This is a genomic window from Sorangium sp. So ce1153, from assembly GCF_051521595.1.
Taxonomy (GTDB): Bacteria; Myxococcota_A; Polyangia; order Polyangiales; family Polyangiaceae; genus Sorangium.
Genome location: NZ_CP150361.1, coordinates 12,353,039 through 12,364,394, shown reverse-complemented (window position 1 = coordinate 12,364,394; position 11,356 = coordinate 12,353,039). Strand labels below are relative to the sequence as shown.

At 70.0% G+C, this 11,356-nt stretch carries 9 protein-coding genes; 6 read left to right on the top strand and 3 right to left on the bottom strand.

Features of this window, described 5'->3' with window-relative positions; genetic code table 11:
• The first annotated feature begins 56 nt into the window (after positions 1-56).
• Positions 57-788, top strand: coding sequence for a PspA/IM30 family protein (locus WME85_RS44935; protein WP_437830399.1), 732 nt, complete (start codon positions 57-59; stop codon positions 786-788).
• 174 nt (positions 789-962) lie between these two features.
• On the opposite strand, the gene WME85_RS44930 is transcribed toward WME85_RS44935, so the two are convergent.
• Positions 963-1,610: a hypothetical protein gene (locus WME85_RS44930; protein ID WP_437830398.1), complete on the bottom strand. Its 648-nt coding sequence runs from the start codon at positions 1,608-1,610 to the stop codon at positions 963-965.
• Between the two features lie 814 nt (positions 1,611-2,424).
• Here WME85_RS44930 and WME85_RS44925 point away from each other — a divergent pair.
• Positions 2,425-4,983 carry a DEAD/DEAH box helicase gene (locus WME85_RS44925; protein WP_437830397.1) on the top strand — a complete coding sequence of 853 codons (2,559 nt, stop codon included), beginning with the start codon at positions 2,425-2,427 and terminating at the stop codon, positions 4,981-4,983.
• Between the two features lie 102 nt (positions 4,984-5,085).
• Here WME85_RS44925 and WME85_RS44920 read toward each other — a convergent pair whose 3' ends face one another.
• Complete coding sequence (locus WME85_RS44920) at positions 5,086-5,733, bottom strand: hypothetical protein (protein ID WP_437830396.1); 648 nt, start codon at positions 5,731-5,733, stop codon at positions 5,086-5,088.
• A 652-nt stretch (positions 5,734-6,385) separates the two neighbouring features.
• Between WME85_RS44920 and WME85_RS44915 the strand changes: the two genes are divergently transcribed.
• Positions 6,386-7,381: a metal-dependent hydrolase gene (locus WME85_RS44915; protein ID WP_437830395.1), complete on the top strand. Its 996-nt coding sequence runs from the start codon at positions 6,386-6,388 to the stop codon at positions 7,379-7,381.
• Between the two features lie 98 nt (positions 7,382-7,479).
• Here the strand turns inward: WME85_RS44915 and WME85_RS44910 are convergent, their stop codons facing one another.
• Positions 7,480-8,070 carry a malonic semialdehyde reductase gene (locus WME85_RS44910; RefSeq protein ID WP_437830394.1) on the bottom strand — a complete coding sequence of 197 codons (591 nt, stop codon included), beginning with the start codon at positions 8,068-8,070 and terminating at the stop codon, positions 7,480-7,482.
• A gap of 86 nt (positions 8,071-8,156) precedes the next feature.
• On the opposite strand from WME85_RS44910, the gene WME85_RS44905 reads away from it, so the two are divergent.
• The 3 genes from WME85_RS44905 to WME85_RS44895 all read left to right on the top strand — a co-directional run bounded on the left by WME85_RS44905 (position 8,157) and on the right by WME85_RS44895 (position 11,331).
• Positions 8,157-9,113, top strand: coding sequence for a cupin domain-containing protein (locus WME85_RS44905; RefSeq protein WP_437830393.1), 957 nt, complete (start codon positions 8,157-8,159; stop codon positions 9,111-9,113).
• A 105-nt stretch (positions 9,114-9,218) separates the two neighbouring features.
• Positions 9,219-10,262 carry a TauD/TfdA family dioxygenase gene (locus tag WME85_RS44900; protein ID WP_437830392.1) on the top strand — a complete coding sequence of 348 codons (1,044 nt, stop codon included), beginning with the start codon at positions 9,219-9,221 and terminating at the stop codon, positions 10,260-10,262.
• A gap of 46 nt (positions 10,263-10,308) precedes the next feature.
• Positions 10,309-11,331, top strand: a complete 1,023-nt coding sequence (locus WME85_RS44895; RefSeq protein WP_437830391.1) for a TauD/TfdA family dioxygenase — start codon at positions 10,309-10,311, stop codon at positions 11,329-11,331.
• Positions 11,332-11,356 lie beyond the last annotated feature (25 nt).

Genomic DNA, 11,356 nt, shown 5'->3' with positions numbered 1-11,356 from the left:
CGCGGCCGGGCGCGCGGGCGCTTTACAGGGGCGGCGGGGCGGTGCACGCTACCGGCATGGGCATCTTCGACCGCATGGGGAAGGTCATCTCGAGCAACGTCAACGCGCTCCTCGACAAGGCGGAAGATCCGAAAAAGTCGCTGGATCTCATCGTCGAGGAGATGAAGGACCAGGTCCGCGCGGCGCGGAAGGAGCTGGTCGACGCGGTAGCGGCCGAGAAGGTGCTGCGCAAGAAGGTCGACGAGCTCGACGCTGAGGCGGAGAAGTGGGAGAAGCGCGCGGAGCTCGCGCTGAAGGCGAACGACGAGAAGCTCGCGCGCGAGGCGCTGGTCCAGAAGAAGCGGGTCGTGGGCGAGCGCGACAGGGCCGAGGCGATGCGCGCCGAGCAGCGCTCCGCGGTGATCTCGATGAAGGGTGAGCTCGAGCGCATGGAGGCCAAGCAGGAGGAGTTCCAGGCGCGCAAGGGCACGCTCGCGGCGCAGATCCAGCAGCAGCGCGCGGGCGGCGGCGCCGAGGGGCTCGGGTCGAGGGGCGGCCAGAGCGCCTTCTCCGAGTTCCGGCGGATGGAGGAGCAGGTCGAGGGGCAGGTGGCGCAGGTCGCGGCGTCGCGCGAGGTGGAGGAGGCGATCTCCGGCGGCGGGCTGTCGGCGGCCGAGCTCGAGGCGAAGTTCGCGCAGCTCGAGCACGGCCGAGGCGGCGTGGGCAGCGCCGGCGGCGCGGACAGGCCCGGCGGGTCGGCGGTCGATGATGAGCTCGCCGCGCTGAAGAAGAAGATCCGGATCGGCTAGCTATAGGTTCGTCCTCCGCAACTTCGTCTACGAGGAGCTCTTCTCCGGCACCCGTTCAGCGGTAGTGCTCAAATCTGGCCGGAGAGAGTTCACATGAAGGCGGGAAGACGGGAAGATCATTGATCTTTTCTTCCCGCTTTCCCGCCTTCATGTTCAATTTTGAGCACTACCCGTTCAGCGAGGGGCCTTGACGGGCTGGAGGGACTCGACGTGGAGCTTGCGGGTGGGGGCGGAGCTGCCCTTGTAGCTGCGGGCGGTGGCGGAGATGCGGTAGGTCTTCCCGGCCTGCATCTCGGAGGAGAAGGAGACGGCGGGGCCAGCGCAGAAGCCGCCGTCGAAGAAGGGGGTCCAGCTGCCGAGCGACTCCTTGCTGGTCTTGTGGACCCAGCTTGAGCCGACCTTCTCGAACAGGTCCGCGGCGACGTAGGTGCTCTCGCACCTGGCTTCGTGGCCTTCGTCCTCGAAGGCGGGGAGGCTGTCGGCCCACTCGACGGTGGTGCGACCCGGGAAGACGGAGCCGCTGGGGTTCTGCGCGTAGAGCGAGGAGTAGCTGGAGACGTCGAGGACGACGCCCTTGTAGCAGCTGCTGGTGTTGTAAGTCTGAGGCGAGTTGTAGTTGATGCCGCCGACGAACGTGGCGGTGGCGGCGGCATTGGCGCACTCGACGCCCATGGCCTGCTCGGCCTGGTCCACGTCCTCTTCCACCACGTCGTCGAGGAGCGAGTCGTCGCCGCCGGCGCCGACGGCGCAGCCCGCGAAGGCGAGGGCAGCGACGCTGAAGCAAACAAAAGCGAGCCCGTTGACGATGCGATAGGTATTCATGAGAATCTCCTGATTCTGCCGCTGGGCGCAGCGTGGCTGCCGGGCCGAAGGTGCTCGGACCGGGCGTGCTCGCTGCGCGCCGCGAATGCGTTGCTTTTTCGTCCGGCGGCCTCGTTTGCGCGCCGGACGCCAGCCTGTTGAGCAACCGATGTGCCAGCGAGTCGGCGCGGCGCGCTCGCCCGAAGAGGCCCTGTCCGGCGAGGCGGGCGAGGCGCGTCCTCGCGCGGCGGCGATGTGGCTAAGTATTCGTAATTAAATATATTTTTGAGCCACGCCGGCGGCGCGTCGCGCCTCATCACGGGACGGCGCAGGCACCGGCCCGCCCCGGACCGCGGGCCGCCGCGGCGCATCGTCTGGAGGCGCCGCCCTCTACCTGGAGGCGGCAGCCGCCATGACCCCCGCAGGCCGGTCCCCCCGGGCGCGCCGCCCTCGACCTGCGCCGGGCTCGCCCTCCCGATCGCGAGGACGTCCTGCGCTTCCGGCGCCCCGCCCTCGTGCGTGGCCACGCCGACCTCGACATGGCCGGTCGCGCTCGCGCCCTGCCCGGCTCGCACGCCCACCGCGTCACCCGATCGGGCTGCTCCGCCGCCATATCGCGAGCTCGCGCGCGACAGGCGCGCTCTCGTGTTCGAATGGCGAGAAATCGTCGCCTCAAAAAGGAACGCACACTTCTCCCGCGGGGCCTGTTGCGACTCCAGGGCGGCTGCGGCAAAGCTGCGCCGTGCGCCCTGCCTCGCTCGAGCCGATCCGCTGGAATGCCCCGCAATGTGATGATTACGAGGACCCCGACGCTGTCTGCCGGTACGAGCGTGACGTGCGTGTCTATCGGGCGCACACCGAGCCGTTCAGCGTCACGCCGCTCAGCGGTCGAGTCGACGGCGACTACGAGGTGGCGAGCAAGAGCGGCGGCCGGTACGTCGTCGACCTCGTGGACGGCAGCGCGCGCCACGACACCTGCACCTGCCTTGATTTCCTGGGCAATCAGCTCGGCACGTGCAAGCACCTCGAGGCGGTGCGCCGGGCGGTCGCGGAGCACCCGGCATGGCGCCGCGCGTTCGGCCGGCTCGCCGCGCCGGCGCGGCCGACCCTGACGGTCCACGCCCAGGGGGGCCTGCGCCTGCTCGCGGTCGGGGTGTGGCCCGAGGCGCTCCGCGAGCAGCGCGCGCAGCTCGTGCAGGCGGGCGGTCTGCTGAAGGCCTTGTCGGCGAGGGGCGCCGGGGAGCAGGCGCTCGGGCCGCGCGTCGTCCACGCGGCACTGCCGGCGGCGCGGCGGCTCGCGGAGGCGATCTGGCGCGATCGCCGCCGGCGCGCGCTCGAGGCGCGGGCGGGTCGAGGGAAGGACGCGCTGGAGGAGCTCGGGCTGCCGCTCTTCCCCTACCAGCGCGAGGGCGCGCTGCACCTCTTCCGCCACGGGCGGGCGCTGCTCGCCGACGACATGGGCCTCGGCAAGACGGTCCAGGCCATCGCGGCGTGCGAGCTGCTCCGCCGCCGCGGCGAGGCGCGGCGCCTGCTCATCGTCACGGCGGCGTCGCTCAAGCACCAGTGGGCGCAGGAGATCGCGCGGTGGACCGGCGAGCGCGCGGCGGTGCTCGGCGGGTCTCCGATGAAGCGCACGGGGGCGCTCGCCCTGGGCGCGGCGTACACGGTGCTGAGCTACGAGATCACCTGGCGCGAGCTCTCGCGGCTCCAGGCGCTCGAGGCCGACGTGCTGGTGCTCGACGAGGCGCAGCGCGCGAAGAACTTCCGCACGAAGACGGCCGCGACCCTCCGCGCGCTGCCGTCGCGGTTCCTGTTCATCCTCACGGGGACGCCCGTCGAGAACCGCCTCGACGACCTGTACGCGCTCCTCCAGCTCGTCGATCCCGCGCTCCTCGGGCCGCTCTGGCGGTTCAACCTCGACTTCCAGCGCCAGGACGACAGGGGCCGGGTGGTCGGCTACAAGAACCTCGGCGAGCTGCGGCGCCGCATCGCGCCCGCGGTGCTGCGGCGCGAGCGGGCCGAGGTGCTGCTCGACCTGCCGCCGCTCCTCGAGCAGACGCGGTACACGCCGCTCTCCCGGGAGCAGCGCGAGCTCGACGCGGACTACCGCGCGCAGGCGGGCCGGCTGATCGCGATCTCCGAGCGCCGCCCGCTGCGCAAGGAAGAGCTGGATCGGCTGATGATGCTGCTCCTCAAGGCGCGCCAGGCGTGCAACGCGCTCGAGCTGTGCGATCCGAAGCGCGGCAAGAGGGCCTCGTCGAAGCTGGACGAGCTCGAGGCGGTCGTCGCGGAGATCACGGCGCAGCCCCGGAACAAGGTCATCGTGTTCTCCGAGTGGGTGGGGATGCTCGCCCTGGCCGCGGAGCGGCTCGACCGGCTCGGCGTCGGGTACGTGGTGCTGCACGGCGACGTGCCGACGGAGCGGCGCCCGGCGCTGCTCGACCGGTTCCGCGAGGACGCGGCGGTGCAGGTGCTCCTGAGCACGGACGCGGGCGGCGTGGGGTTGAACCTCCAGGCGGCGAGCTACGTCGTGCACCTCGACCTGCCGTGGAACCCGGCGCGCCTCGATCAGCGCACGGGGCGCGCGCACCGCATGGGGCAGGCGCGCGGCGTCAGCGTGACCTACCTCTGCGCCGAGGAGGGCATCGAGCGAGGCATCGAGGGCATCCTGAACGAGAAGCGCAAGGTGCTGATGGCGTCGCTCCGCGCGGATTGCGAGGTGGAAGAGCTCGCCGCGCCGAGCTTCGCCGTGGTGCTGCGCGAGATGCGGGAGGTCCTCGCGGCGGCGGAGGGGAGCGCGGGCGAGGGAGGGGCCGCGGCGGCGGAGCTGGACGTCGCGCTGCCCGCGGAGGGCGGAGGAGCCGGCGGGCCAGCGCTGCTTTCCGAGGGGCTCGCGAGCGAGGCTGTCCCGGCGAATGACGCCGTGGCGGAGGGCGCCCCGGTAGGCGAGGCCGTGGCGAAGGCGGCGGCCGGCGAGACGGCCGCGGAGGCGAGAGGCGACGGTGGCGGGGACGCGCGCCCGCGAACGGAGGGCCCGCGGGCGATGGCAGCGCGGAGGGCGGCCGAGGAGAGGCTGCGGCTCGCGCGGGTGGTGCTGGAGGCCGGCTTCGCCGCGGACGCCGCGCGTGCGGCCTACGAGGCCCTCGCCGGGACCATCGCGGGCATGCTGGAGGGGCCGGCGCCCGAGTCGCACGCGGCCCTCGTGACGGTCGTGTACCGCGACCTCGTGCCGGCGGGCGGGCTGCCCATCGAGGCCCACGCCGTGCTCGCGCGGCTGCACGATCTCGGCTCCCTCGCGCGCGCGGGCGTGCCGCTCGACGCCGCGCTCGCGCGGTCGGCGGTCGACGAGGCGGCGCGCTGGATCGGCCAGCTCGGGGGCGCGGCGCCCGGCTGACCCTCTGCGGCAGCCGCGGGGCAGGCCTGGCTGCGGCTGGCTCCCCGGATGAGCCGATGGGGGCACGCTGCGCGCGGAGCTCGACGGCCCCGCGCGGAGCGTTCAGCGAGGGGCCTTGACGGGCTGGAGGGACTCGACGTGGAGCTTGCGGGTGGGGGCGGAGCTGCCCTTGTAGCTGCGGGCGGTGGCGGAGATGCGGTAGGTCTTCCCGGCCTGCATCTCGGAGGAGAAGGAGACGGCGGGGCCAGCGCAGAAGCCGCCGTCGAAGAAGGGGGTCCAGCTGCCGAGCGACTCCTTGCTGGTCTTGTGGACCCAGCTTGAGCCGACCTTCTCGAACAGGTCCGCGGCGACGTAGGTGCTCTCGCACCTGGCTTCGTGGCCTTCGTCCTCGAAGGCGGGGAGGCTGTCGGCCCACTCGACGGTGGTGCGGCCCGGGAAGACGGAGCCGCTCGGGTTCTGCGCGTAGAGCGAGGAGTAGCTGGAGACGTCGAGGACGACGCCCTTGTAGCAGCTGGTGGTGTTGTAAGTCTGAGGCGAGCTGTAGTTGATGCCGCCGACGAACGTGGCGGTGGCGGCGGCGCTGGCGCACTCGACGCCCATGGCCTGCTCGGCCTGGTCCACGTCCTCTTCCACCACGTCGTCGAGGAGCGAGTCGTCGTCGCCGGCGCCGACGGCGCAGCCCGCGAAGGCGAGGGCAGCGACGCTGAAGCAAACGAAAGCGAGCCCGTTGACGATGCGATAGGTATTCATGAGGATCTCCTGATTCTGCCGCTGGGCGCAGCGTGGCTGCCGGGCCGAAGGTGCTCGGACCGGGCGTGCTCGCTGCGCACCGCGAATGCGTTGCTTTTTCGTCCGGCGGCCTCGGTTGCGCGCCGGATGCCAGCCTGTTGAGCAACCGATGTGCCAGCGCGTCGGCGAGGAGGAGTCAACGCGTGAGGAGCCTGTGCGGCCAGCCGATCGAGGCGCGCTCCCGGGCGCTGGTTGCGCGCTATCTTGCTGAAACTATTATGATTTGCGACTGCTCCGGCGCGCGTGGCGCGCCCGCACACCTCGGATCGAGGCGCCAGCCGGCGCCGGACCACGGGATGTCGCGGCGCGTCCCCCTGGTGGCGCCGCCCTCGAGGATGGAGGCGGAAACCTCCATGTCTCGAGGGACGTGCCCAGCGCCGCCCTCGACCCGCACCGGCCCCCAGCGCGTCGAGGGCCGGCCCGTCGTCGACGCCGGGCGGTTCGCCTCGATCGGCACGAGCTGCTGGGGGCGGTCCGAGCGCAAGCTCTCGGAGGCCCGTAGCGCAGTCCTCGGCCACGGTTGCGCGCCTCGGGTCGGCGCCTGCCCTCCGGCGGGCTGGAGCGGGTCACGGCCTTGCGCCCGCTCGGGGCCATGAGGTAGCTGACGACCTTCATGGACACGCTCACGCACGGGCTCCTCGGCCTGGCGGTCGGCGCAGCGCGTCGCCCCGACGTGAGGCCCGGCGAGAGGCGCGCGTCGCCGACCGATCGCGCCGTGCTGCTCGCGTGCGTGATCGCCGCCGAGCTGCCGGATCTCGACTACTTCTGGCCGGCGGGGGACGCGGTGCTGCGCACGCTGCGCGCGCACCGCGGGCCTTCGCACGCGCTCCTCTTCGCGCCGGTGGTGGCGGCGGTGGCCGCCGGGATCGCCTGGCTCGTCCTGCGGCGGCGGGCTCGGTTCGGCCCGGTCTACGCGTTCAGCGTTCTCTCGGTCGCCCTCGCGCACCTCTTGCCGGACCTCTGGACCGGGTGGGGGACGCGCCTGCTCCTCCCGTTCTCGGACGCGCGCCTGACGCTCGACTGGACCGGCGTGCTCGACCCGCTGGTCACGCTGCCGCTCGCCCTCGGCGCGCTCGTCGCGCGGCGCCGGCCGGCGCGCTGGCGCCGCGCGATCCTCGCCGGGGCCGCCGTCGCGGCCGTGTACGTCGGCGGTCGGATCGCGACGCAGCAGGTCCTCGTCGCCCGCGTCGCCGCCGCCCATCCCGAAGCGCAGCGCGTCGCCGTCTTCCCCGCGCTGCTCGGCGTGACGACATGGCGCTTCATCGCGGCGCACGAGGACGCTTACGCCGCCGGCACGGTCAGCCTGCTCGGCGGCGCGCCGACCGAGGAGCGCCGGGTCGCGCGCGCGCCCAGCGGCCCTGTCCCCGCCCGCGTCGTGGCGGTCCCCACCGTGCGTGAGGCGCTCGCCTGGGCTCGCTTCCCCGTGGTCCGCCACGCCCCCGCCGGCGACGGCGGGACCACCGTGCGCGTCGCCGACCTCCGCTACCACCTGCGCGGCGACCCGACGCTCGAGTTCATCGTCGACATCGCCCCCGACGGCGCGGTGACGCGCGCCCGCCTCGAGCGCGGCGGCTCCGCCCGCGAGCTCCTCGACCGCTGGCGAGAGTAGCTCCCCGCAGCCGCCATCGCATGGCGGCGGGCTTGCTCGATCTCGTCGGGCTCCGTCGCGAGGTCCAGCACCGCCTCGCCACGCTGTCGCGACTGGCGTCATTCGATGCGCGCTACCTCCGAGAACGTGAGGCGCGGGTTGCGGGGGTAGAGCTTCTCCGGATCGCCGTACCCGAGGTTGACGAGGAAGAGCACCTTCCACGGCAGGTCGCCGAAGAAGGCCTCCTCGACCCTGGCGGCGTCGAAGCCGCCGATCGGGCCGCAATCGAGGCCGAGCGCGCGCGCCGCCAGGATGAGGTACCCGGCCTCGAGCGCGGCGTTCGCCAGGGCATGCCCGGCGCGAACGTCGTCCGGCATCGCCGCGAACTGGGCTCTCTTGTCACCCATCGGGAAGAGCCTGGGCAACCGTTCGTGGAACGTCAGATCATAGGCGAGGAGGACGGTCACCGGCGCGCTCATCGTCTTCTCGACGTTGCCCGGGTAGATCGCCGGCCTCAGCCGCTCTTTCGCGGCGGCGCTCTTCACGAACACGAAGCGCGCCGGGCTGGAGTTGGCGCTGGTCGGGCCCATGCGAACGAGATCGAAGAGCTCGTGCAACACCGCGTCGGGCACGGGCCGGTCCAGCCAGCCGTTGTGCGTACGGGCTTGAAGGAACAGCTGGTCGAGGGCGCTCGGCGGCAGGACGGGCATGTCAGACTCCTTCGTTGATGGCAAAGCCACGGAAGAACGGATAAGATCGGCGCGCCTCTCTCGCCATGCGGCAGCGTCCAGACAAATTGTCGAAGCGTCCAGATAGAGCGGCCGATCCGCTCGATCCGCTCTCGGATCTCATCGATACGCTGCGTCTCTCGACAGAGGTGCAGGGCGCCTTCGAGCTGACGGCCCCCTTCGCGCTCTGCGCCCGGCGGCACGCGGACATCCACGTCCTCCTGCTCGGCGTCGTTCGAGGGAGCGTGACGGTCTCCACCGAGGGAGCGCGCCCGGCGACGCTGACCGCCGGCGACGTGCTCCTTCACACCTCCTCCAGGCCCATCGAGCTGCGTGATTCACCAGGGACGCGAGCGGAGTTGACGCGAGCGTCGAAGTGTCCCTGGCTGTCGCTGGCCACGCTGCGCGACGATGGCGACGAGGCTCGCAGCGCGTTCGTGGGCGTCGGCTTCCGGTTGGCGACGCCGCTCAAGGGGCCGCTCTTGGCCCAGCTGCCGCCGATGCTCGTGGCGTCGCCGGCGGCGAGCCGCACCCTCGACGCGGCGCTGACCTTGTTCCGCGCGGAAGCGACCGCGATCCGCAGCGGCGGTCGCGCGCTCCTGCGTCGCATGGCCGAGGTGCTCTTCATCGAGCTGCTTCGTCAGCAGGGGGAGGCCCCTGACGGCGCCCGCGGCGATCTCAAGGCGCTCACCGATCCGGCGCTCGCTCGCGCCCTCGCGGCCATACACGGTGATCCCGCCGCGGCGTGGACGATCGAGTCGCTCGGCCGGGTGGCGGGCCTCTCGAGATCCGCCCTGGCCGCGCGCTTCGTCGCGAAGGTCGGCGAGACGCCCATGCAGTACCTCACGCGATCGCGCATGACCCGGGCGGCGCAGCTTCTGCTCGAGAGCGAGGGTGGGCTCAACGAGATCGCGGCGCGGGTCGGGTACCGGAGCGAGGCGTCGTTCCACCACGCATTCACGCGCTTCATCGGCGAGACTCCCGGGGCGTTCCGACGCAAGCAGCGCGGAACCCGCGCGCCGTGAGCAGCCACGACCTGCGCATCGTTGCCTGTCGCGCGAAAAAACTAGACGGCAAAAGACGATCTCGGCAGCTTTGCCGGCTTCGCGCCCCCGGGAGGATGACCCACCATGGAAACATCGTTTGCTCCCTCCAAGATCCAGACGAAACAAATCAAACACCCCCGGGCCTGGGACGGAAAGAACCTGACCAAGGACGAAGTTGCCTTCGATCTCGGGCCCAGACACCTGGAGGCCTTTGACCGCGTGATCCAGGAAGCCCGGAAACGCAGCGTCACGCTCGAGAGCGCTTCCGACGAGGATTTTCAGCTCGAGGACATCCAGGACGACGTGCAGCTTATCGCCGACAGAATCCTGAATGGCCGCGGCGTGGTCATCGTTCGCGGATGGCCGATGGACCGCTGTACGGAAGCGGAAATTGCTCTCCTTTACTGGGCATTGGGCAAGCAATGGGGCCAGCCCATCGTCCAAAGCTGGAAAGGGGATCGTCTCGGCTATGTGACCGATGTTCCCCAGCTGGCACCGGGGACGCGGGGCAAAGGTTTCACCTCCGAGAACGCGATGACGATCCATACCGACTACGGTGGCATCATGGGGCTGATGGCCATCCGGCGAGCCAAGTCGGGGGGATTGAGCGGCCTGGTCAGCGGTACAGAAATTCATAACCGCATTGCCGCCGCGCATCCAGAATATCTGGCGCCTCTGTACGAAGGATATTATATTCACTGGACGGGCAACGAGAAGAAGGGTGAACGTCCAATAACACCCGACTACCGCGTGCCCATTTTCAGCGAGCTCGACGGGCAGGTCAGCGTTTCCTTCATGAACAAAAGGGTCGTCGAGCAGGCGGTCGCGGAGCGGAAAGAACCGCTCACGGAGCTGCAGCGCAAGGCGCTCGAATACTTTCATGCCGTCGGCGACGAACTGAAATTCACCTTCATGCTGGAAGCGGGCGAGGCGCTGTTCGTCAACAACTACGCCATTCTGCACGACCGCGCTCCCTTTGAGGACTGGCCGGAACAGGAACGCCGCCGCTTTCTCCTGCGGCTGTGGCTGAGGACTTCCCAGGAAAAGCAGCCGGTCCATTCGAACATCCGTCGCTTTTACGACACAGTTGCTGGAAACTTCTCCCCGTCGCCGGCGAAGGTTATCTAGTGGTCATTGACCCATTGCTCTGCAATACTTCACGCGGGAAATCGACATGTCCAACAGCCTTGCAAGGTACACTGGCCATCCCGGAGCCTGGAAAGCCTCGGACCTGACGAAAGAAAAAATCTCCTTCGATCTCGAACCCCGGCACCTGAGAGCGTTCGAAAGGATCATGGATGAGGCGCGGAAACGCGGCCTCACGCTTCGGACCGCTTCCGAGAGCGATTTCCCCCTCGTCGAGATTCACGACGATATCCGCCGGATCGCCGACGAGGTCCTCCACAAGCGCGGCGTCATCGTCATCCGCGGCTGGCCGGTCGATACCTATACGCCGGAGGAAATGGGACTGTTGTTCTGGGCCGTGGGCAAGCAGCTCGGAGTGCCGGTGGAGCAGAGCCATCACGGCGACCGGCTGAACCAGGTCATCGATCGCGGGGGCGGGCGGGCCTACAACTCCAATATCCCCCTGGACATGCACAGCGACTTCAGCGCGCTGGTCGGTCTTCTGACGATCCGCAAGGCCAAGCTGGGCGGCCATAGCGGAATAGCGAGCGCCCTCGCCATTCATGACAAGATCGTCGAGACCCATCCCGAGTATCTCGCCCCGCTCTATGCCGGCTACTACGTCCATTGGCAGGGAGAGGAGGCGAAGGGCGAGCGGTCGCTGATAACCGATTACCGCGTTCCGGTCTTCAGCGAAGCCGAGGGCCAGCTCAGCGTCTTCATGGTCAAGCCGTTCCTCGAGCAAGCCGCGAGGAACAAGGGAATGACCCAGCTTCAGCGGGACGCGCTCGACTATTTCCAGCAAGTCGCCGACAGCGACGAGTTCGCCTACAAGTTCATCCTGGAACCAGGAGAAGCGTCGTTGATGAGCAACTACACGGTCCTTCATTCGCGCTCCACCTTCGAGGATTGGCCCGAAGTCGAGCGGCGCCGGCTCCTCCTGCGGCTCTGGCTCAAGTTGCACCCCGGGGACCGCCGTCCCCTCCACCCCGGTTTGCAACGCTTGCACACCCATGACGGGTTCTACGTGTCGGCCAAGAACGGCGAAGCGCCGCAGGTGTCGGCCACGTGACGGAACCTCTACCTGAGAGGCGTCG